Raw genomic sequence first — 23,760 nt, 5'->3', positions numbered from 1 at the left:
AAAGGCCATAGAGCAATAAGTAAAACATCTTTTTACCATGTAGAACTTTTGCATAGTGATCGATTTTGGTATTTACTGACAGATGTGCTATAAGCGCTTCCGGAATGAATCCTAACAGGTGGTTTATGTTTATTTTATGATCTTTAAATACAGCCATACCTCATTGATTATCAGCCATTAAGATAGTGATTTCTTGTGAGAAAAACAACATAATTAACTGATTATTAACGACTTACGCGCAAAAAAATAAAGGTAATAAAACAAAAAAAGTCGGAAGATAAATCTTCCGACCATGACTGGCATCAGCCTCTTTTTTTGTATTTAGTCAATGTTTTAATGAAGAAGGACTGCGGCTAGTGTCTGCGTCTTTATGCGGGTTATTGCAACATCTTTTTTACAAATCGAGGAAAAATCTTTATTATTTGCGGGGAAAAGCTGAAATATATTATTCATATTTACTGGCGCTTAGGTTTTTGCGGTAATTTGCGTGTTTACGTGTGTCGTTTAAATTCTAAACAAAAAGAACTTGAATTATTAACCAAATAAGCTTTATGAAAAGAAAAATACTCATGCTATTCTTGAGTACGTTTTTGTTGGTTGCTCATGCTATGGCACAGCAAATTACGGTTACAGGTAAGGTAACATCTGCTGATGATCAGTTGGGTGTGCCTGGAGCCTCAGTCAAGATTAAAGGGGCATCATCTGCGGTTCAGACAAATCTAGATGGAGCCTACTCTATTAAAGTTGCGAAAGGTGAGGTGCTAGTGTTCTCTTACATCGGTTTCGTAACTCAGGAAAAAACAGTTGGTACTGCGGCTGTGATTAATGTTGTACTTGCTGCAGATTCTAAAGCGCTAGGTGAGGTTGTGGTTACTGCATTGGGTATTGAGCGTAACAAAAGGACGCTGACATATTCGGTTCAGACTGTAAAAGGGGATGACCTTAGGGAAGCCAACCAATCGAATATTATTAATGGTTTGCAAGGACAGATTGCTGGTGCGCAGATCAGTTCTTCGGGTGGTTCTCCAGGACTTCCTTCTGAAATCATTTTAAGGGGATCGACTACACTTTCGGGGGATAATCAGCCATTGATGATTGTGGACGGTATTCGTGTGAACAATTCCTCTTCTAACGGAACGGTAAACCGTTTGTCCGATTTTAATCCTGAGGATATAGAAAACATATCTATCTTGAAAGGGGCTGCGGCTGCGGCACTTTATGGTATTGATGCAGCTTCCGGAGCAATTATTATAACGACAAAACAAGGTAAAGCGGGAAGCCTTCAAATTAATGGTACTTATAAGTCCTTTCTGGAAACTATGGGTAGGACCCCTCGCCAACAAGATATTTATACTGTAGGTACTGGCGGTGTATATGATGCTTCTTCAGGCAGTTCATGGGGAAGGAAATTTCGTTATGACGAAAAGATTTACGATAACATAGATCGCTTTTTTGGAACGGGTATTACACATGATGTAAATATGAACGTAAATGGGGGTTCTGAAAAACTAAATTATTACGTTTCAGGAGGCTACAGGAATGCAGGTTCTATGGTACCAAATACCAATCAGGAGAAAATTAACCTGATGATGAAGGGGACTGCAAAATTAAGTTCTAAAATTGAACTTACCACCTCGGCAAATTATGTCAAAAACAATATTCAGGAAGGTTTAGGCGGTGCAAGTGCTGGTGGTTGGATCAACAGCATATTGTTATACCCGCGTATGTATGACATTTTGAGTTATGAAAAACCAAATGGTGACCCATTATATTCATACGTTGAGGCTGGAAAAGAAAAAGAGGCGAGAATATCTCCAATGTGGGGCGCAATGCGAAATCCAAGAAACAATGATGTGGACAGGTTTTTGGTGAATAACAATCTTGTTTACAAACCAAACAATTGGATTACTTTAAATTATAGATTGGGTCAGGATTATACCAATTCAAAGTATAGGATTGTAAAGACTCCGGGTACACCGGGTGAAAGTAGTTTTTATGGATCGGTTGATGAAAATAATGCGATTACAAAATTCATCACCTCAAATTTTACTTCAACATTTGATAGGAAGTTTTATGATGATTTTAGAGCGACTTTAATTGCGGGCTTTAGTAGCGAATATTACGATAGTAAATCGGTATCGTATCATGGAGATCATTTTTTGGTGGGGGATATTTTTTCTCCAAACGTGGTTTCAAAGGAGAACCTTAGTATATCTGAGGGCTGGCTTCGCAGACAGCGCTATGCTGTTTTTGGTGATTTTAAAATTGAGTATAAAAACATTATTGCTTTGGGAGTAACCGGGCGTAATGACTGGACTTCGACTTTGCCTGAAAATGCCCGGACGTTTTATTCTCCATCATTCTCGGGTAGTTTGGCATTCTCTGAGTTGTTTGAAAATAAGGATTTGTGGTTTGGTAAACTAAGAGCAAGTTATGCTCGTGTTGGTAAGGATGCCCCAATATATAAGACTAATACTAATCTGCTTGGGGCAAGTACTGTAGGCGGTGGATTTGTTACGGATGCTACAGGTGGGAATCCTAACCTTGGGCCGGAAAAAACTACGGAATTTGAATTGGGAACAGAACTAAGTTTCTTTAAAAGGAGATTGAACTTCGATGTAACCTACTATCAAAGAAGAAGTATTGATATGATTATGACACCGAGGGTGCCTTTGCCATCGGGTTATGTAATTATGACCTTTAATGCTGGTTCGTTGCGCAATAGAGGATTTGAGGTTTCAGTGACTGGGACGCCTGTGAAAAGTGAGAACTTTACTTGGACAACCACTTTAAACGCCTGGAAGAATACTTCTAAAATGCAGGAGTTTGCTGGTGATATTGTGACTTTTGTTTATGGCAATGCACAGTTAAACGCAGGAAAGGCGGCTTCATCATTAGATAAACCTGTTCTAGGTATTGTTGGTACAGATTACAAAAGAAATAGTGAGGGGTATGTCATTGTAGATAAAAATGGAATTCCTGTTTTAACAGAGAAAACTGTTGAAAGCTATATCGGAAATAGGGAGCCGGAATTCAATATCGGTCTTATTAATAATCTAAAATACAAGCAATTTAACCTATCCTTTTTATGGGACTTTAGGTTTGGTGGAGATATCTTGAATGCTAGCCGTCAAGGGATGATGTCTAATGGTATCGCTTATGATATTGGTCAGTGGAGAGATAAAGAGTTTGTCTTTAATGGAGTAGTACAGCAGGATGATGGTACGTTTATTAAAAACACTAAAAAGGTGGTACTAGACTACAGTTATTTTGCGAATAATTATTATCAGGTTGGAACCAATTTCGTTGAGAAAGTAAATTGGGCTAGAATTAGGTACATCACTTTGGGTTACCGTATGCCACAGCGTATCGCTTCTAAATTAGGTTTTAAAAATCTTGGCTTAGAATTGTCTGCTCAGAATCCGCTTGTAATTTCAAATTACTCAGGAGGGGATCCTGAGGTAAACAGTGCGGGGCCTAATGCGGGAGGCTCAGGAGCAAGTACAATGGGGGTTGACAATGGTGCGATTCCATTGCCACGCACCTTCTCATTCGGTATTAATGTGACGCTTTAAGATTAATGATTATGAAAACGATTATAAGAAATATAGCATTTGTGCTCGCAGCTATCTGCCTGAGCTCATGCAATAAATTGGATTTAAATGTGAATCCTGTGCAGCCTGTTACGGTGCCTACTAAGCAACGTTTGCCGGCTATTCAAGCGAATTTAGCATACTCTCTATATTCGCAAGCTCGGTTTGCTTCTTATCATAGTTATTATTTGACCACAAGGTTGGGGAATACTAATACGATGACAGATACCTGGAACTATAATAGTATTAACCGGATGGGGGCCTGGAGATGGCATTATTTTGATGTTGGATCGAATGTAAACGGTATGCTTATCAGAGCAAAAGAAGAGGGCTCTAATAACTACACCGGTGTCGGTAAAATCATTCTGGCAACAAGTTATCTTTCGGCAACTGATGTTTTTGGGGATATGCCAATGAAAGAAGCGTATGCGGGTATTTTCAATCCGGTATACGATACACAGGAAGAAGTCCTTGCCGGAATTGAAAGGCTTTTGGATGAGGGTGTTGCCGAGTTGAATCAGGTAAGTGATATGGCGTTGGTTATGGATGCAACAACTGATATGATCTATAATGGAAATCTGGAAAACTGGAAAACTTTCGCAAAAGCGGTTAAGGCGCGACTTAAGTTGCGTACGGTTAACTTTAAAGGGGGTAATCAGGAGTTACTAAATCTTGTTAATGATGTGCTCCCAAAGTTTGAGGATGCACTATTTAGGTACCCGAAGGCAAGTACGTCTAAATGGACACATAATTTGTGGGGGCCTGGAGATTTTCCTGAGCCATTTCAGTTTGTTGATATCAAAAATGATTTGACGAATACGCTTCCTACAGATGTTTTGATGAAAGCTTTAACGGTGGATGCTACTACCTACGATCCAAGGTTGTTTATATTGACAACTCAGGGTGAAAATAAAAAATATTTAGGAGCTAAAATGTCGGAAGGTCTAAAGGATGTGAGCTTGCCTAAGGACGTTACTTTTAAGGATTTCGCGAATTTGTTTGGTGGATATTGGACTTCTGATGACTCTCCTTTTCCAATTCTTATTAAGGAGGAGTTGTACTTTATAAAGGCTGAAACCCAGTTTTATATGAACGATTTAGACGGTGCATTGGAGTCTTATCATAGAGGTATAGAAACTAACTTGAAGCGTTTGGGCGTACCTGATGGACAGCTTATTAGCTATATGGGCTCTGCTAAAGTTGCGCAGAATTCGGCTTCGCTAAAGATATCTGATATTATGATGCAAAAATATATTGCCTTATATCTTCAAGGAGAAAGTTGGTCAGACATCAAAAGGTATGGCTATAGTACAAAAGCGTATCCGGACTTTTATTATCCTAGATATGCCTTGGCTGAATGGGCTGGGAAATACATTCAAAGGTTTCCTTATGATCCACAGACAGAGTATATGTACAACCCAAAGGAAATGGACAGATTAGGAGCTAAAGCTAGAAATTGGGTGTTTACGCCAGTATGGTGGGCTAGTAATTCGACATTAAAGAACTAATGCTATGAAGACAAGTGTAAAAAAATATATAGGGTTTTTAATGATGTGCTTACTCATTATTTCCTGTAAAAAAAATGATCCGATCGGCGATCTGGGAGAAACGAACAATGAGTTCGCAACTCAATTAAGGGTAACCTATAACAGTACAAAATTAGTGATGGGTGATACTTTAGTAATTTCAGCATCGACTTGGCAACGGGATGATAAATTTCAGAAAATAGACATCTATGAAACGGTGGTTGAGACTTTTGGAATTAACATGACGCTGAAAAGTGGGACTTCCGTGCTTACAAAAACTGCTGATGAGTCGACTTTAACTGTTTTGGATTCTGTCCTGAATAAAGGTGTTTTGTTGGAGGTTTTTGCTGCCGATATGGATAAGTATTGGACTACAGCTTCAAATAATTATGTCATTCGTCAACTGTATCCAGTTAAAGTAAAAGTGGGCAAGTACGCCAATGATGTAACTTTAATTCAAAAGCTGAATGATGCGGATTTTGGTGTTTTAAAATCGATTTTATCTTTCGCTATCACTAAGAGTGATTATTTGCTGCTGTTTCCTACTGCTCCTGCGGGGCACTTTGGTGGGGCTACGGTTTTATCTCCGACAGGGAGAGAGAATTTGAAGCAAAACTTGACTAGGCCGATGTTGACCGCGATTGTACAGACCATTAAAAAGGTGGGGAGTTACAATTTGATTATTGATGTGGCTGCAATGACGCAAACAAATACAATAACAGCAAGTACTCAGAAATTTGAAATTAATTTATAAGCTCATGAAAAAATTTAAACTCATATATGTTTTGATTGGCCTTATGTTTTTAGGCTGTTCTAAAGAAACTGTAACTACCATAGGTCAGCAAGGAGATTATCTTGCTAATTTCGATTTTCCTGACGGGGTACCTAGCGCTCCAGCAAAGCTTGTTTTAATTAACCGTTCCAAGAATGCGGATAAATTTCATTGGGAGTTTGTTGGGGGTAAGGTACTTAACAAAACTGGGATTGTAGATGTTTCGGAGTCTGAAAAGTTGGCTCCAGATACGATTTTGTATCAACTTCCTGGAGAGTACACTATAAAGTTAACAACATGGCAAGGCGACAAGATGGCTGAAATGGAGAAGAAGATTACACTAAAAAAAATGACGCCTAAAATTGTTGTTCCAGCGAATGTTGGTGTTTTTAAGGATGTGCAATTTGACGCCAGGGCATTTAGTTACCCTGGTAAGGCTGCTACCTATTCATGGGATTTTGGTATCGCTGGAACGTCGACTTTGAAGAATCCAATAGTTAATTTTACGATTCCGGGCCCTTATCTGGTGAAGTTGAAAGTGAACGATGGGGTGGAAGAATTTTCTACAGAATTGACTATTGAGGTGAAAGGGGAGTTGGCGAAGTCTATTTACTTTACGGATGTAATCACCAAAAAAATATATAAAATTAAACTGACTACTTTGTCACCACAGGTGGTGGTTGATTTAGGTATTGCAACTGGGGCCAGTCCATTAGGCCTATCTGTTACCGGAGATAAGTTGTTTTACAGCGAAGCTGGTTTAGGGCTTCGATTTAGCTCTGGCGCGGCAGCATTACCAGACGGTTATCTGAAATCTTTCAATCTGGATGGTAGCGGAGAAAAGTTAATTACTAAGTCTCTAACTCCTTTGACTTACAATATGGATCCATGGATGCACGCCGTTGATAAGGATGGGAATATTTGGTGGACAAGTAGAAATAATGGTGTTTATGTCATAAATTCCAGTGCTTCTGAAGCAACTTATCCTGCGGCTAAATTTGTTTCTCAAGGGGCAGGGTTTTCGTCGGCCTCACATTTTTATAGTGGCATAAAAGAGGTTAATAATGAAATCTGGGTGTCGTATTCAGGACCTAAGGGGGTAGGCATATTGCGCTATACTAAGGCTGGGGCGATTATAGCCCCTTTACCGGGTATTATCTCAACTCTGGCCGTAAGACAGTTTGTGATAGATAAGGTAAATCAACGTATTTATTTTGCAATTAACAGAACTGGAACGTTCGAGCCAGGTATTTATCGATCAGATATGGAAGGGAATAATGTTGTGCCGATTTATAATGATGCTGCGGTTATGGGCTTTTCAACAGGTACCCCTGTTAAAGGGTTCAGTGATCAGGGATTTACAGGGGGGCTCACAGACGAAACGATCTATGTTACAGGTATGGACATTGATGAAGATGAAGTGGGTAAAGGATATTTATATTTTGGATATAGACACAGGGCAGATGCTAGTGGAACTAATGCTCCGCAAACTGTTGGTTCTGGCTCGCAATCGGGTATCATGCGTTATAAATTGGATGGAACTGCGCCGGTTGACTTTTTGTTGAAAGGATATGCTCCGTATGGTTTGGCGATTGATCAGATTCAACGATAATATTTAACATTACACTTTCCCCAGCTAAAGCTGGGGAAAGTTAACCATAGTAGATTATGAAAAGATTTTTGATTTTAAGTATAGCTATCGTTACGGTTTTGGCTTCCTGTAAAAAGGAGGTTATAAAGGTGCCAGATGGATATGGCGCAAAAGTATTTGTGAAACCAACGACCCCTTATGTGCCCGATATGGGTTTTAAACAGGTAGCTTATTTTCCAAGTTACAGGTTTATAAAAGATATTGATACTACTTCGCTGGATGATTTGACCCATGTTATTTTCTCCTTTTTAAAGCCTAGAGCTGATGGATCATTGGTTTTAGACGATACGAAGGATAAGGTAAAGGATGTGGTGAGTTTGGTTAAAAGGCATAATTGTAAGATTATTATTGCCTTAAATGGTGACGATAAAATATATACAACACTTCTTGCTAATCCACAAACCAGAGAATTGCTGATTAGTAATATTGTGAAATATATGCTTGAAAACCAATTTGACGGTGTAGATCTGGATTGGGAATACCCTAGTGCAACAAAAGGGAGCGACGTGACCTTTGGTCTTTTTATGCAGAGTTTATCAGTTGAGTTACACAGCTGGCATAGGACATTAAGTATGGCTGTTACTGCGGGTTTATATGCTGGCGGGGTAAAGGAAGGAATTAATAAGATGGCTATTGATGCGTGTGATTTTGTTAATTTAATGGCGTACGACGGTATTGGGACAGATCCTGCAAGACCAAAAGACCACTCTAGTTATAAAATGGCCGACGATGTGTTAAATGTGTGGTTGAATGAAAAGAACCTACCTAAAGAAAAGGCTGTGCTTGGACTGCCTGCTTATGGTAAAACGGATGCAAATGTGTCGATGTCTTTTAAGGATTTGTTGGTAAAGGGGGCTGATCCAAAAGGTTCAGAATTTATGATAGGTACAACCATGTACTATTATAATGGGATTCCTACTATAGAATTGAAAACTAAATTAGCTAAAACGAGAGCGAACGGTGTTATGTTTTGGGAGTTGGGGCAAGATGCAGGCGGGGCAAATTCATTAATCAAGGTTTCCAAAGCAGCTTTTTTGGCCAAGGTGCCATAAAAGGTTGAAAAAAATGCAATTAATTAAAACATCTTGGGTAACCAAGGTGTTTTTTTATTTTATAATATTCTGTTTTTGCGGTATTCCTGTAGTTGGAAAAGTAGTTTTTGCTATTGATGTGAGGGTGGGTTGGATACTCTGTCTGTTCCTAGTTTTTTTATTGAATTCGGTTTTCATGTATGATTTTGTCTGAACTACAAAATATAATTACTAACTAAAATTGGCCTATATGAAAAAAAAACTACTCATGTTATTTCTGGGTGTGATCTTGCTCAATATGCAGGTGATCGCGCAACAAATAACTGTAACAGGTAAAGTGACATCATCAGATGATGGCTTGCCATTGCCGGGTGTGTCGGTGAAAATTAAGGGAAAAGTAGGAGGAGTAATAACGGATGCATCGGGGAATTATTCCATCAAGGCGCAAAATGATGAGGTTTTGCTTTTTAGCTACATTGGTTATTTGTCACAGGAAAAGCAAATTGGGGCTGCGAAAGTTCTTAATGTGGTGTTAAATGTTGATTCCAAAAACCTAAGTGAAGTTGTGGTAACAGCATTTAATATTGCTCAGGATAGAAAATCGATCAACTATGCTTTTCAAAATGTTGCATCCAAAGATATTGAAGAGTCGAGGCAGCAGAACATTGTAAATGCCCTGCAGGGTAAGATTGCAGGAGCGGTTATCACCAGTTCTGGTGGTGGACCAGGGGAAGGGGCTAATATCGTATTAAGGGGGGCGACTTCTCTTGATGGGGATAATCAGCCCCTTTTTGTTGTCGATGGGGTGGCCTTAGATAACAGTTCTTTCGCAGAGTCACTAGCTCCCGGAGCAGGGAGTGGGTTTAATGGTATTTTAGGACGGAGTGTAGGAACTCCCAATAGAGCATCTGATATCAATCCGGAGGACATTGAGAGTGTGACAGTTTTGAAAGGGCCTGCTGCGGCAGCGCTATATGGGGTAAAGGCTGGAAACGGAGCAATTATTATTACCACAAAAAAAGGGAAAACCGGTGCGACAAGTATTGTTTACAACAATGTGTTTTCCTGGGATAATGTTTTGAGGTTACCTGAAACGCAGTCTATTTATAAACAAGGAACGGGTGGTGTTTTTGATCCGACCAGTAGAGATTCTTACGGTTCGCCATTTTTGCCTGGTGAAACGATGTATGATAATCTCGGGGATTTCTTTATTACAGGGAAATCACAAACGCATAATGTAAGCGTGTCTGGTGGTTCAGAAAAGTATACATTCAGGCTTTCTGTATCTAATGCGAATCAAAATGGGGTGGTGCCAGAAACAGAATATGGAAAGACCTCTGCCAGGCTGGCTGGGACGGCAAAAGTGAGCGATAAGATTTTTATAACGGGTTCGGCAAACTACATTCGTACTACAGGAAAGAGGCCTTTGCAAGGGCCGGGTTTATTCGGTGGTACAGGCGGTTTTTTGGTGAGTATTTTTAACTGGCCAAAAAATGATAACATGAAAAATTATCTGAATCCTGACGGGACGAGAAGGCGGTTAATCGCTAGTGCAACGGGTGATACAGATAATCCTTATTTTACAATTGATAAAAATCCGCAGTCAGATTCTAATGATCGGTTTTTGGGAAATGTTGGTGTGGAGTATAAACCGTTGAAATGGTTGTCGTTTAATTATACTTTTGGAACTGATTTATATACAGAAAGAAATCGTAGTGTTAGGGCTGTTGGAACTTCACTTCCGAATAACCTGAATGGTGGTGTTGGAGAAACGGTGAATTCCTTTCAAAGTCTGACTTCGAACTTTTTGGTGACTGCAGAAAAATCTTTTGGGGATTTTAATACCTCGATAATATTGGGTAATGCTATCGATCAAGCTAAGTTTAATACGATTGACGTGCTTGGACTGATTTTTCAAAATCCTGATTTTATAAGTATTAACAATACTGTTAACAGAAGTATGATTCAACGAAATTCAGTAAAAAGAATTATCGGGGTATTTGCAAGTGCTAGTGTGGACTACAAAAAGACGGTTTTTTTGAATGTTACCGGACGGAATGACTGGACATCTACTTTGCCTGTGAAAAACCGTTCTTTCTTTTATCCATCGATTAGTTTGGGGTATGAGTTTACAAAAACTTTACAGCTGGAGGATGATCATTGGCTGAACTATGGAAAGATTAGAGTTTCGTATGCTGATGTTGGAAAGGATACCGCTCCCTATAGAATTGAATCGCCATTACAGTCCAATACTTTTATTGGGGGAGGATTTAGAAATGGTTTCTTTGGTAATAACCCGGAGCTGAAGCCTGAAAATCGAAGATCTTATGAAATTGGATTAGACCTACAGTTTTTCGAACGAAGGCTGCGATTGGACGCAACGTTTTATCGTGATCGCACTATTAATCAGATTATTGCGCCAAGGGTTAGTCAGGCAACAGGGTATATTCTTCAATACATTAATGGTGGCTCTGTTCAGAATAAAGGTATTGAGCTGATGCTTTCTGGTACACCAGTTAAAAATGCTAATTTTAGCTGGGACGTAAATTTTAATTTTGCCAGGAATATAAATGAAGTGCTTTTCTTGCCCTTCCCGCTGACAATTCTTAGGAATTCTGATGCTTCTATTATTAATGTTGCGGAGGGAGCTTCTTATCCTGGGAAATCAGTGTCGTCTATCAGTGCTACGGATTATATCAGGGATCCAGAAGGTAGAATAATAATTGATGCAAATGGTTACCCAACATTCAATACGCTGTTTTCTTATGCCGGCGATCGTGCTCCAAAATATACATTGGGCTTGAACAATACTTTCAGGTATAAAGAGCTGGAATTGAGTTTTCTTCTTGATATAAGAAAAGGTGGTGATGTGATTAATGGTAATGAATGGGAGCTGGTTCGAAGCGGCTTGAGTAAGCAGACCGAAAATAGGGGTAACCCGGTCGTTTTTGATGGTGTAGTAAAGAATCCAGATGGAAGTTTCAGCAAAAATACTAAGCAGGTTGAGTTAACTCAGGGCTACCTTGAAAACAATTTGGCGGCCGTTGGGACAGCTTTTATTGAAGATGGTTCGTGGATTCGTTTAAGGACGGTAACATTGAGCTATACATTTAAGAAAAAGTACTTGCCAAAAGTGTTTTCAACCGCAAATGTTTTTGTGACTGGTCGTAACCTGATGTTATTGACCCATTATTCGGGGATAGATCCTGAAGTTGGTGTGGCTGGCGCTGGTGTTCGTGGTGGTGGTTCTGCTGGTCTAGATTATGGTGGGGTACCAAGCCGAAGGGGATTTGATTTGGGTTTAAAGGTTGGATTTTAACTAATCGATTATGAAAAAGTTTATAATATTTATAGTTGGAGTGGTTTCGCTAACCGCAATAACATCTTGTAAAAAGTTTCTGGACGTGAATACGGACCCGAATAACCCTACTTCTACAACACCGAATTTTTTGCTGCCAAGTATCATTGCTAACGGGTTGGCAATGCAAGGCTTCGAGGCTTATCAGTTTACAGGAATCCTTACTCAGAATATTGGAAGAAGAGGGGCGCCAAATAGTGGGGTTGATCAGTACTTTATTGCACCTAATGTAAGGCCATTTCAGGATACTTATCAGATTGTAGGTACGAATATTCCACCTATGATCTCGATTGCTGAGAAAGAAGGTTCTCCTTATTATGTAGGGGCTGGCAAGATTATGTTTGCTTTAATTTTAGCTCATGCCACAGACTTAATTGGGGATATCCCTTATACGGAAGCATTCCAGCCTGCCTTAACCATAGCGCCAAAATACGACCCTCAGGAGCAGATTTATGCTACGGTGAATAAGCTTTTGGATGAAGGGATCGTAGAGATGCAAAAACCGGCAAGCAGTAATTTCAGGCCATTTTATACTACTGTTCCCAGTGTTAGTGGTGATATTTTGTATAAAGGTGTTCCAGCCTTGTGGATTAAATTAGCGTATTCATTAAAAGCAAGACAGGCGAATCATTTAACTAAGAAAGCTAATTATGATGCGAACACGATATTGTCTTATATTGATAAGGGGCTTGTTTCCAATGATGAGGATGCGCAGTTGCAATATCAGACGGTGACTAGCACCGTTTTGAATTCGACAAATGTTTGGGGGGCTACACGTAATAATATGTCGTTGCTAACATATGGGCGTTATTTTATCGAAATGTTGAATGGAAAGAATCTATTAGGAGATGAATCTTTGCCTGATGATCCACGATTGACAGTTATGGCTGCTGTAGGGAGTACGGGTACTCAACCGGCGGCGAATAATGCTCAAGCATTACTGCCGGGGGTAGTGTCTGATTTTTATACAAGTTGGTATGCAGCAGAGATCTTTAGCAGTACAACCAATGCGGGTGTTTTGCAGGTATTAACAAATGCTGAAATGCGCTTTGTTGAGGCGGAGGCTGCATTCAGGGCTGGATTATTACCTCGCGCATATACTGCTTATATTGCTGGAATCAATGCACACATGGATAAGCTTAAGATCCCTTCAGGAGGGGCGCGAGCATTGTACATGGCTTCAGCTGCTGTGGCACAAACGCAGGGAGCATTAACATTAAAAAATATCATGGAGCAAAAATATATTGCTTTGTTTATGAATCCTGAGGCTTGGGTTGATATGCGTAAACTAGATTATGACCCAGCAATATATACTGGGTTTTATTATCCCGTTAATCCAAACCCAAATGCAAAAGGGCTGTATCCTAGAAGGACTTTATATCCTTTAACTGAGATTCAACTAAATCCTTTGGAGGTGGACAAGCAAGGTGGAAATGCGCAGGATTATTTTCTTAAACCATTATGGTGGAATCAACCATAATTAATGTATTCGGATATGAAAAAGCTAACTATATTATATTTATCATTTGCCATATTAGGCCTATTTAGTGCTTGTGATCGTACAGAGGATCCGATTTATGAGAAGCTGTCTGATGATCATTATCCTGTGATTGTCCAAAATACAAATTTTTTTACACCAGCTGTTCCTTCGGCGGGTTATGTAAAGGGAACTGCCATAAAGATAGAATTTGATTATTTTGTAAGAGAGCCGATCAACGAAATTCAGTTTTGGGAGAAAATAGGGGCGGCAGACTCTGTGGCCCTTTTTAAGGGAGCCGCTGTACCAGCATTTTCAAAGATTAAAAACTGCGACACTTTGATTTATAACTATATAGTGCCATCTGCTCCGGCTAGTGGAACTACCATCGCGATTCGTGGTCGTGTGGTTAATAAAAATGGGTTGACAAAGGACCGGGTCTTGACTTATAGAATTAGGTAGGTCGCATTAAGTTTATTTTTGAAAAGATCTTGGGGAGCCAGGATCTTTTTTTATTTTAGAATGCCTCTCTCTGGATATTTCGGAGAGTGATTAGTTGTTTTAAAATAGAAGATGATAAAGAAGGACGTTATAAAGCTGATGTTTTTGATTTTACTATGTAGTGCAACCCTTAAATTAAGGGCCCAGTCCACTTTTAGAATCTTTGACAAGCCAATTATATTTGATGCAGAAAGGAAACGGCTTTCATTGGAGTATCTGGAGAAGCGGCATGGCTTGAAGCAAGAACAGCCGACCATTAAGCCGATTATGATCGTGCTACATTGGACTGTCATTCCTACGGTAGAGCAAACATTTGATGTGTTTAACAAATCAAGATTGCCTGGCGCTCGTAAGGAGATCGCCAAAGTAAGTTCGCTCAATGTGTCTTCCCAATTTGTGATTGATAGAGATGGGACCGTTTTTAGGTTGTTGCCGGATACCGTTTTTGCACGGCACGTGATTGGCCTTAATTATTGCGCTATTGGTGTGGAGAATATCGGAAGTGATAAAAATCCTCTGACTCCAGCACAGCTCATCGCCAATGAAGCGTTGATCAGGTACCTGAAACGTAAATATCCAATTCAATATGTTATCGGTCATTATGAGTATACACGATTTAAGGGGACTGAGCTGTGGAAGGAGTCTGATCCTACTTACAATACTGAAAAGGCAGATCCTGGAGTTGACTTTATGAGAAGGATCAGGGAGCGGATCAAAGATTTGAATATAAAAGGTGCTCCCGTTTATAAATAAGGGTTATTGTATTACAATTATTTATATTTTTGCAGTATGGCGAATTTTACATTGACTCCTGAAACCTGGAAAAAGGTTAAAATTAAATTTCTAAGAAAATACCGTGACCTGGCTCAGGTTGATATTTCCTTTGTTCCTGGACAGGAAGATCAACTGGTAAGTCAATTGATGGAGTTGGTAAAAAGAGACAGGACTTATGTTGAATTTACCATTCAGAAAGCACTAGCCGATCCAGAAGGTAACAGACTTTAATTCCATTAGGCGTTATTGAAATACAAGGCTTTTTTGTAAATTTACCATCAACGGATTGATCAATCCATCCTTTATATGATGAAAATATATAAAATTGCTGCGGCCGCTATTCTTATTTCTTTTGCTTCCTTAACCTGGTCTTTCAAAGAGGACCTTTTTCAGGTGTCTAAGAACCTGGATATTTTTGCATCGCTTTATAAAGAGATCAATATCAACTATGTTGAGGAAACCAATCCTTCTAGCTTAATGCGAACCAGCATTGATGCCATGTTGGATAACCTTGATCCTTATACGGAATATGTACCCGAGTCGGAAGTTGAAGATTATAAGCTGAAATATGTAAGTACACAATACGGAGGCATCGGGGCAAGCACTATTTTTATTGAAGGTAAGCTATTTGTAAATGAGGTGAACGAGGGGTATCCTGCGGATAAGCAGGGGATAAAACCGGGAGACCAACTTGTGAAAATCAATGGCAATGAGGTGCGGGGGAAAGAGCGTGTCCAAGTGAGCCAGTTGCTGCGTGGCCCTAAAGGTTCCGCTGTAGAACTATTGATCATCAGAGAGGGGGCTTTGCTGACTAAGACATTGGTTCGGGATGAAATTAAACAACCGAATGTGTCTTATTCTGGTATGACAGCCGATAACATTGCTTATATCCGTTTAGATAAATTTCTTGAAAACTCCGCACAGGAGGTAAAAGATGCTGCAACTACCTTGGGTAAACAGGAGCCTAAAGGAATGATCCTTGATTTACGCTACAATGGCGGTGGAATATTACAGGAAGCCGTTAAAATCGTAAATATTTTTGTAGATAAAGATATTCTGATCGTTACCCAAAAAGGAAGAAATCCTCAAAAGACGATTAGCTATAAAACACTAAGTCAACCATTATTTCCTCAAATCCCTTTAGTTGTACTGATTGGTGGATCATCAGCCTCTGCATCAGAAATTGTTGCTGGAGCTCTACAGGATCTCGATAGAGCGATTATTGTTGGTCAGCGGAGCTACGGCAAGGGGTTAGTACAACAGACCTTTAATTTGCCTTATAATAGCCTTGTAAAGGTTACGGTGGCCAAGTATTTCACACCATCGGGTAGGTGCATACAGGCGCTTGATTATGCGCACAAAGATGCGAACGGGAAAACGTTGAAGTTTGCGGATTCGCTGATGAGGAAGTTCAATACCAAGGCAGGTCGTAATGTGTATGATGGGAATGGGATTTATCCAGATGTGTTGGTCAATACCCCTAAGTTTAATCCGATCACCATTTCGCTAGTCAATAAATATCTGTTTTTCGATTACGCCAATAATTTTAAAAAGAACAATAAGGTGATCGCTCCTGCGGCTTCTTTTCAGTTGACGGATAATGATTATACCGCGTTTGTAAATTCACTGGCTGGTAAGGATTACTCTTATGTATCGCGTACAGAAAGACTGCTTGCTGATTTGAGAACGGAGGCCGAGAAGGAGAACAAGCTTACTGCGGTAAAGACTGATCTTGATGATTTGAAAAGCAAAATGTTAGGGGCTAAGAAAACAGAGCTTACAACCTATAAGGCCGAAATAAAAAGAGTACTGGAAACGCAAATCGTTAGCCGTTATTATTACGATAAAGGGAAAGTAACACAGGGATTTCAGTATGATAAAGAGCTTAATGCAGCAAAAAGCCTTTTAAATGACAGCGGTAAGATGCTGGCCATATTAAAAGGCGAAGGGGAATATAAAACAATCGGCAGCCCTGTAAAAACAATCGCTGCCGCTGTAGAAGATAATAATCAATAAATATTTTTTATTCTGCGTGGTGTAATTTAACCACCAAGCCGTCCATTGTAGGGGTTAATTGCAGTTGGCAGGCTAATCTTGAATTTGGTAATACATCAGGTAAGGTGTCGAGCATTGCATACTCGTCATCTGTCATTTCGTTCAACTTATCTTCGCCTTCCAAAACATCCACACAGCAGGTCGCACAAAGTGCCATACCACCGCAGGTAGCCAGGATATCGTATTCGCAGGCTTTTAGGTATTCCATTAAACTTAGGCCCATATCTACAGGGGCTTCCAGGGTAGTTCTGCTACCATCCGGGTTTTGCACGTGTAAGGTAATGTTATTTTCTTCCATGCCTAAAATTCTGATACGCCGTTTACAGTGGTGTATTTCATGGTGTATTTAACTCCAGGGTTCATGTATTGGTATGCGCTATGACTCATTAAAGCGGCTTCGTGGAAACCACATAGAATAAGTTTAAGCTTGTTGGTGTAGGTATTGATGTCGCCAATTGCATAAATTCCTGGGATATTGGTCGAATAGTCGTCTGTGTTTACTTCAATAGCACTTTTGCTAATGTTTAGGTTCCACTGCTCTATTGGTCCTAATTTAGGACTTAAACCAAATAATGGGATCAAGTGATCTGCATTGATGCTTGTAGTTTCTAGGCTCTTATTATGGATCAATTCAACAGTTTCTAGTTTTCCGTTTCCGCTTACAGAATTTAGGTTGCTGTTTAATACCAGGTTGATTTTTCCACTTTCTGCCAATTCCATTACTTTGTTTACCGAATCTGGAGCACCACGGAAGCTTTCGCTACGGTGAACTAGAGTTAACTCGTCAACGATGTCCGCTAAAAAGATGGTCCAATCTAATGCTGAGTCACCGCCACCCGCAATCACCATTTTTTGTCCACGATATTTTTCAGGATCCAGGATCATGTAATTTACACCTCTACCGTTTTCGAATTGTTCTAATCCCGCCACAGCCGGTTTACGAGGCTCGAAACAGCCTAATCCGCCAGCAATAACAACAACTTTAGATTCTATGATGGTACCCATGTTGGTTGTCAGTACAAAATCGCCTTCACCACGTTTTTCTAAGCCTTCGATACGCTCACCAAGGGTAAAGCCTGGGTGGAAAGGTTTGCCCTGTTCCATCAGGTTGTCGACTAATTCCTGAGCCAATACAGTTGGATAGCCGGGAATGTCATATATAGGTTTTTTAGGATATATTTCGGAAAGCTGTCCACCAACTTGTGGTAGATAGTCTATTAAATGACAACGCATTTTTAGTAAACCTGCTTCAAAAATCGCGAATAAACCTACAGGTCCGGCGCCAATGATGGCTATATCAGTAGAAATCATAGTTTAAATTTTGTGCGAATTTACGAACTTTTGTTTTAATAACGATGTTATTTGTAAATAATCTAGATAATCGGTAGAATATGTGAAAGGCGGCTGAGCGGATATTTTATTTATCTTTGTTTACATTAATGAAAAAGAACATATATTTTGCTTCTGACTTCCACCTGGGCGCTCCTAATCATGCGGAGAGCAGGAAGCGGGAAGATCGCATTTTAAGGTGGTTAAGTTCCATAACGCCAACATGTAGCGAATTGTTTTTAATGGGCGATATATTCGATTTTTGGTTTGAATATAGCACCGTTGTACCTAAAGGATTTGTGCGGTTACAAGGTAAATTGGCCGAGATGACCGATGCTGGTATCAAGGTGTATTTTTTTAAAGGTAACCATGATATGTGGGTTAATACCTATTTCAGCGAGGAAATGGGAATAGAGATCGTAAGCGACGAATTGATCATCGAAAGGGAGGGTAAGCGCTTCTTTTTACATCATGGTGACGGTTTGGGACCGGGAGACAGGAAATATAAGTTCTTAAGAAAGGTATTTAGAAATCCGGTTTGCCAGTGGTTATTTGGCCTGGTCCCACCGCGAATTGGTTTGGGAATAGCAAATTGGTGGTCTGGCAGTAGCAGGCTTGCCAATAGCAAAGAAGAGATTTTTAGTGATGTTGAGCATGAATGGCTGGCTGTATATGCTAAAGAAATGTTGTTAAAGGTGCACTTTGATTACTTTGTTTTTGGACATAGGCATCTCCCCTTAGACATTAACCTAAATGATAAAAGTAAGTATGTAAATCTTGGGGAGTGGATTAATTTCAATTCCTATGCGGTATTTGATGGCAATGATTTAAGCCTTAAGTACTTCGAAAAAGTATAGCACTGTTCGTGTTTACAATTGGACATGTGCAAATTTTTAGTACGGTTAAGTAAAAAAGCCGTATTTTTGCTGCCCGAATAAAAAACTGTTGCTTGGGGAAATCAGGTCTGTTGATTAGACCTTTATCAAGTAATAACATTATAAAGTTTCTGAAAAAAGATATGTTAGAAAAATTAGAAGCAATTAAACTGCGTTGGGAAGATGTTGAGGAGCAGTTGAGTAATCCTGACACGATGCAGGATATGAAGCGTTTTGCGGCTTTAAATAAAGAGTATAAGGACTTAGGCAAGATTGTGGATGAATATAAAATCTACAAAAATGTAATGAGCAATATTGACGCTAATAAGGAGATTTTAAGTACCGAGAAAGATGCAGAAATGCGTGAAATGGCAAAAGAGGAACTTGATCTTTTATTGGTTCAGCAAGAAGAATTGGAAGAAAAAGTCCGCCTGATGTTGATTCCTGTAGATCCAGAGGATGCTAAAAATGCTGTATTTGAGATTAGAGGTGGTACTGGTGGTGATGAAGCGGCGCTATTTGCAGGTGATTTATACAGGATGTATAGCCGTTTCTTTGAGCAAAAAGGCTGGAAAGTTGAAACTGTTGATGTAACAGAAGGAACTGCTGGTGGTTACAAAGAGGTGATTTTAAAGGTTAGTGGGGAAGATGTTTACGGACAATTGAAATATGAATCAGGAGTACACCGTGTACAACGTGTGCCAGATACGGAAACTCAAGGTCGTGTACATACTTCAGCTGCATCGGTAGCAGTTTTGCCAGAAGCTGAGGAGATCGATCTTTACATCAATCCTGCAGATATTGATTTGCAAACTTCCCGTTCGGGTGGTGCTGGTGGACAGAATGTAAATAAGGTAGAGACTAAAGTACAGCTGACGCACAGACCTTCGGGGCTTGTAGTTGTTTGTCAGCAGGAGCGCTCACAGCTTGGTAACAGGGTGATTGCAATGGAGATGTTGCGTAGTAAATTATACGACATCGAATTGCAGAAGAAAAACGGTGATATTGCTGCAAGACGTAAGACTATGGTTTCGACTGGTGACCGCTCTGCAAAGATCAGAACTTACAATTATCCGCAAGGTAGGGTAACAGATCACCGTATCGGATTGACACTTTATAACCTAAATAACATCATGGATGGTGGTGTTCAGGAGCTGATTGATGCGCTTCAGTTTGCAGAAAATGCAGAAAAGCTAAAAGAAGGTTCTGTGATATAGGTAGTTACAGTTATTTAAAAAATAGTTTGTAAATATAAATAAACGCTCTATATTTGCAATCCCGAAACGGACGAAAGAAAGCAAAGGGAAAACGGACCGGTAGTTCAGCTGGTTAGAATGCCGCCCTGTCACGGCGGAGGTCGCGGGTTCGAGTCCCGTCCGGTCCGCAAAAATACTCAACAGAGTGTTTTTTATTGAAGCCTTTAGAAGCTATATTCTAAGCCCTCCTGAAAAGGAAAACGGACCGGTAGTTCAGCTGGTTAGAATGCCGCCCTGTCACGGCGGAGGTCGCGGGTTCGAGTCCCGTCCGGTCCGCAAGATTAGACAAAATATTAAAAACCTGCTTATTATAAGATTTGCAGGTTTTTTTATTTCGAACGCTCTCCCGAATATTTGGATTCTATCTGTATATTCGTTAGCATGGCAGATGTTAATATGTATAGGACTCAAATTGTGGACACAGGCTTTGTGACCATTAATAATGTGTTTTCAGATGGTGAGATTGAAAAAATTCTCGAGCTAATTAATCAAGCTGATACTTCCAGAAAAACATTCAGAAAATCCGCTGATCTATTTGCAATCAGGCAATTTTTAAAGGAAGTACCTGAAATAGGTAAGCTAATTCTTAATGATGAATTTAAGCTTCTCATTCATAATCTTTTTGGTTCAGATTACTTTGTTGTAAAATCTATTTATTTCGATAAGCCGGAACAATCTAACTGGTTCGTTTCCTATCATCAGGATTTGACAATATCGGTGGACACGAAGGTAGAACTTGACGATTACAGTAAGTGGACAGTAAAACAAGATCAATTTTCGGTTCAGCCACCGTTGGATATTTTAAAGCAGATATATACCGTTCGTATTCATCTTGATGATACGGATGAAAATAATGGGGCATTAAAGGTTGTGCCTGGCTCTCATTTAAAAGGTGTCTATAGAGCTGAAGACATTGACTGGTCAAATGAGACCGAATATATTTGCGACGTTCCTAAAGGAGGTGTAATGATCATGAAGCCGTTGTTGTTGCATAGCTCTAGCCGTACTACTACTAATAATAAGCGGAGAGTGATCCATATTGAATTTTGTAATCAAGAGCTGCATGAGGATTTAAAATGGGTAGAGCGAGTAGATTTGCAGTAATCTCTACGCTCATTTTCTACGAAAACTAGGGGCGCTTTGGTGTTTATGGAGTTAATGCTAAACATAAACGGGAATATTAGGGCTGCCTTGCCCTATTTTAATCTTTTGATAATTTCGATACAAGCTCTGCCATTATGGTAGGGACATTTCCAGAAGCCAGCTTTATCTTCTCCTTGTATCAATGAGTAATCGCTTTGGATACCCCAATGCCATTCTCCTTTTTTGCTTTTAAGGGAGTTTTTTATAAAAGACCAGCTTTTGAAAGATTGGAGTAAGAATTTTTGATCACCATTTATTTGCCAGGCATTCAAAAAGCCAACCATAGCTTCTGCTTGTGGCCACCAGTGCATTTCTTTTGACCACTGAGCTGTTTTGTAATCAAATTCATGCAAGAGGCCATCGCTTTTATCTAAGCCCTTTAAAGCTGCATTACTAAGCTGCAGCGCAATGTGCTTAAAAGCTTTTATCTCCATTTCATCTGCGATGAGGGTTGCGGCCTCCTGTAATAGCCAGGAGGCTTCGATGTCATGACCAAAAGAAACCAATGTAGATTTAACATCCCAGGTTTCTGTGAAAAACAATTGTAGGTGGTAATGCACTTTATCTATAATATGGTCTTTAAAATTAGAAAGCAAGCGCTTTATGGCGAGTTTTAGTTTTTCATTTTTCCAAACCGAATATAAATTAGTGTAGGCCTCAATCACATGTAGATGTGTGTTCATCGATTTCTTTTCATTCTGATCTTTATCACTCAGCCGGAGGTCTTCAATCGTCTTCCAGTCTTTGGTTAAGGCTTCAATATAACCGGTATTGATCGGATCAAAGCTATGTTGTTCCAATAGTTCAAAAGTATTTTTAGCTAGAACTAAAGCTTTTTCATTTGGGGTAATCTTAATGTACTCAGCAAGCGCGTAGATTACAAATGCTTGTCCGTAAACCTGTTTTTTGTCGTCTAACCTGTGGCCGTTAAAATCTACCGACCAGTAAAATCCTCCGGTTTCTTCATCTAAAAAATAAGTGGTTAAATAATCAAAAGCCCTATTGGCGATAGCCAAGTACTCTTCTTTCCGATTTAACAAGTAGGCCGAGGAAAAGGTGTAAAGAATTCTGGAGTTTAAGACCAGTCCCTTCGCTGCAGTTGGTGTCGCCAAATTACCATCATCTACCTTTCCATAAAATCCCCCGTTTTCATGATCAACCATATAAGTCATCCACCACTCCAGGATGTCAGATAATTCAATGGCTATCTCAGATTTATAAGTCGCTAAAGCTGCGGAATTCATACGCTTTTATTTCGGTCTATAATGTTGATGATGGTTTCAACAGAAGCGGCAGACCTTAGTCCATCCTCGGGGTTATGGATTACATAATCCAGTAACTGTTGAATGGTACTTGTAGCAACATGCAATCTGGTATCTGAAGAAGCGTAATAGATAAAAACAGTTCCATTGTCATCTGCGATCCAACCGTTGCTAAAAACTACATTAGATACATCACCTATTCTTTCTTCACCTTCTGGTGCCAAAAAATAGCCTCCTGGCTTATGTGTGACTTTGGTTAAATCGTTTAAGTCGGTCATAAACATATACAACACATATCTTAACCCAGCTGCGGTGCTTCTAACCCCATGAGCAAGATGTAGCCAGCCTTTAGGTGTTTTAATAGGGGCGGGGCCTTGTCCGTTTTTAGCCTCTGAAATCGTATGGTATACTTTTTTATCAATGACAGTTTCGTTCTCGACAATTGCATTTTCTATAGATGCGGATAAGCCAAAGCCGATGCCGCCACCTTTGCCTGCTTCAATAAAACTATCTTGTGGTCGGGTATAGAATGCATATTTTCCATTTACAAATTCGGGATGTAAAACTACATTTCGCTGCTGTGGAGATTCAGTTTTGAAATCGGCTAATCTTTCCCAATCGATCAAGTTTTTTGTTCTTGCAATTCCGCATTGTGCTATCGCTGCCGATTGATTCCCTTCGGGCGCTGTTGGGTCTCTTCTTTCTGTGCAGAATAATCCATAAATCCAACCATCTTCATGCTGAACTAGCCTGATATCGTAAACATTAGTATCTGATTCATCAGTTTCTGGCATGATGACCGGGTAGTCCCAAAATTTAAAATGATCAATTCCGTTAGGACTTTCGGCGATTGCGAAGAATGATTTTCTGTCTTTACCTTCTACCCGGGCCATTAAAATGTACTTGTTTTGCCATTTGATGGCACCAGCATTTAATACCGCATTGATGCCAAACCGTTCCATTAAGTAAGGATTGGTTAATGGGTTAAGGTCGTATTTCCAGGTAAACGGTACATGAGCGGCAGTTAAAACCGGATTTTTATATCGATTGAATAACCCATTCCCAGCCTCAATTTTTTGATTGGGGGTTTTAATCAGCTCATTTTGGTTTTTAGCTAGTTGTTCAATATGTTGTTCGAAATTCGTTTTCATAGGTCT

Annotated in this window: 18 protein-coding genes and 2 tRNA genes; 16 read left to right on the top strand and 4 right to left on the bottom strand. The window is 39.7% G+C overall.

All coding sequences use genetic code 11. From position 1 onward, the window contains the following. The first annotated feature begins 551 nt into the window (after positions 1–551). The 11 genes from EZ444_RS25995 (at position 552) to EZ444_RS25945 (ending at position 16,699) form a co-directional block, all read left to right on the top strand. A complete protein-coding gene (locus EZ444_RS25995) occupies positions 552–3,575 on the top strand; it encodes a SusC/RagA family TonB-linked outer membrane protein (protein ID WP_131612831.1) in 3,024 nt (1,007 codons plus the stop codon). An 11-nt stretch (positions 3,576–3,586) separates the two neighbouring features. Then, entirely contained in the window at positions 3,587–5,101 is a 1,515-nt protein-coding gene (locus EZ444_RS25990) for a SusD/RagB family nutrient-binding outer membrane lipoprotein (protein ID WP_131612830.1), read from the top strand. Between the two features lie 4 nt (positions 5,102–5,105). Then, positions 5,106–5,873, top strand: coding sequence for a hypothetical protein (locus tag EZ444_RS25985; protein ID WP_225874860.1), 768 nt, complete (start codon positions 5,106–5,108; stop codon positions 5,871–5,873). A gap of 4 nt (positions 5,874–5,877) precedes the next feature. Then, complete coding sequence (locus EZ444_RS25980) at positions 5,878–7,503, top strand: PKD domain-containing protein (protein ID WP_131612829.1); 1,626 nt, start codon at positions 5,878–5,880, stop codon at positions 7,501–7,503. Positions 7,504–7,559: 56 nt separating this feature from the next. Then, a complete protein-coding gene (locus EZ444_RS25975; RefSeq protein WP_131612828.1) occupies positions 7,560–8,594 on the top strand; it encodes a glycosyl hydrolase family 18 protein in 1,035 nt (344 codons plus the stop codon). A 229-nt stretch (positions 8,595–8,823) separates the two neighbouring features. Next, entirely contained in the window at positions 8,824–11,892 is a 3,069-nt protein-coding gene (locus EZ444_RS25970; protein ID WP_131612827.1) for a SusC/RagA family TonB-linked outer membrane protein, read from the top strand. A 10-nt stretch (positions 11,893–11,902) separates the two neighbouring features. After that, entirely contained in the window at positions 11,903–13,411 is a 1,509-nt protein-coding gene (locus tag EZ444_RS25965; protein WP_131612826.1) for a SusD/RagB family nutrient-binding outer membrane lipoprotein, read from the top strand. A gap of 15 nt (positions 13,412–13,426) precedes the next feature. Further along, a complete protein-coding gene (locus tag EZ444_RS25960) occupies positions 13,427–13,870 on the top strand; it encodes a hypothetical protein (RefSeq protein WP_131612825.1) in 444 nt (147 codons plus the stop codon). Positions 13,871–13,981: 111 nt separating this feature from the next. Next, positions 13,982–14,662, top strand: coding sequence for a peptidoglycan recognition protein family protein (locus tag EZ444_RS25955; protein ID WP_131612824.1), 681 nt, complete (start codon positions 13,982–13,984; stop codon positions 14,660–14,662). A gap of 36 nt (positions 14,663–14,698) precedes the next feature. Next, entirely contained in the window at positions 14,699–14,914 is a 216-nt protein-coding gene (locus tag EZ444_RS25950) for a hypothetical protein (RefSeq protein ID WP_131612823.1), read from the top strand. 75 nt (positions 14,915–14,989) lie between these two features. Further along, a complete protein-coding gene (locus EZ444_RS25945; protein WP_225874859.1) occupies positions 14,990–16,699 on the top strand; it encodes a S41 family peptidase in 1,710 nt (569 codons plus the stop codon). Positions 16,700–16,706: 7 nt separating this feature from the next. Here EZ444_RS25945 and EZ444_RS25940 read toward each other — a convergent pair whose 3' ends face one another. Both EZ444_RS25940 and EZ444_RS25935 read right to left on the bottom strand, forming a co-directional pair. After that, a complete protein-coding gene (locus EZ444_RS25940; RefSeq protein WP_131612822.1) occupies positions 16,707–17,036 on the bottom strand; it encodes a 2Fe-2S iron-sulfur cluster-binding protein in 330 nt (109 codons plus the stop codon). Between the two features lie 2 nt (positions 17,037–17,038). Then, positions 17,039–18,049, bottom strand: coding sequence for an NAD(P)/FAD-dependent oxidoreductase (locus tag EZ444_RS25935; protein WP_131612821.1), 1,011 nt, complete (start codon positions 18,047–18,049; stop codon positions 17,039–17,041). A gap of 128 nt (positions 18,050–18,177) precedes the next feature. Here EZ444_RS25935 and EZ444_RS25930 point away from each other — a divergent pair, with 128 nt between their 5' ends. From EZ444_RS25930 to EZ444_RS25910, 5 genes are all read left to right on the top strand, one after another. After that, entirely contained in the window at positions 18,178–18,924 is a 747-nt protein-coding gene (locus EZ444_RS25930; RefSeq protein ID WP_131612820.1) for a UDP-2,3-diacylglucosamine diphosphatase, read from the top strand. A gap of 161 nt (positions 18,925–19,085) precedes the next feature. Next, positions 19,086–20,159, top strand: coding sequence for a peptide chain release factor 1 (gene prfA, locus EZ444_RS25925; RefSeq protein WP_131612819.1), 1,074 nt, complete (start codon positions 19,086–19,088; stop codon positions 20,157–20,159). A 93-nt stretch (positions 20,160–20,252) separates the two neighbouring features. Beyond that, a tRNA-Asp gene (locus EZ444_RS25920) sits at positions 20,253–20,326 on the top strand. Positions 20,327–20,400: 74 nt separating this feature from the next. Continuing rightward, positions 20,401–20,474, top strand: a tRNA-Asp gene (locus EZ444_RS25915). A 120-nt stretch (positions 20,475–20,594) separates the two neighbouring features. Then, positions 20,595–21,302 carry a phytanoyl-CoA dioxygenase family protein gene (locus EZ444_RS25910; protein ID WP_225874858.1) on the top strand — a complete coding sequence of 236 codons (708 nt, stop codon included), beginning with the start codon at positions 20,595–20,597 and terminating at the stop codon, positions 21,300–21,302. A 92-nt stretch (positions 21,303–21,394) separates the two neighbouring features. On the opposite strand, the gene EZ444_RS25905 is transcribed toward EZ444_RS25910, so the two are convergent. Together EZ444_RS25905 and EZ444_RS25900 are read right to left on the bottom strand one after the other, a co-directional pair. After that, positions 21,395–22,585 carry an AGE family epimerase/isomerase gene (locus EZ444_RS25905; RefSeq protein ID WP_131612817.1) on the bottom strand — a complete coding sequence of 397 codons (1,191 nt, stop codon included), beginning with the start codon at positions 22,583–22,585 and terminating at the stop codon, positions 21,395–21,397. Then, on the bottom strand, positions 22,582–23,754 hold the full coding sequence (locus tag EZ444_RS25900) for a glycoside hydrolase family 130 protein (protein ID WP_131612816.1): 1,173 nt from the start codon (positions 23,752–23,754) through the stop codon (positions 22,582–22,584). The genes EZ444_RS25905 and EZ444_RS25900 overlap by 4 nt, the downstream gene beginning before the upstream one ends. Between the last annotated feature and the right edge of the window lie 6 nt (positions 23,755–23,760).

It is taken from the genome of Pedobacter hiemivivus (assembly GCF_004331685.1).
GTDB lineage: Bacteria > Bacteroidota > Bacteroidia > Sphingobacteriales > Sphingobacteriaceae > Pedobacter > Pedobacter hiemivivus.
Note: the sequence above shows the minus strand (reverse complement) of the source record. Positions and strands in the feature narration are given on the sequence as shown.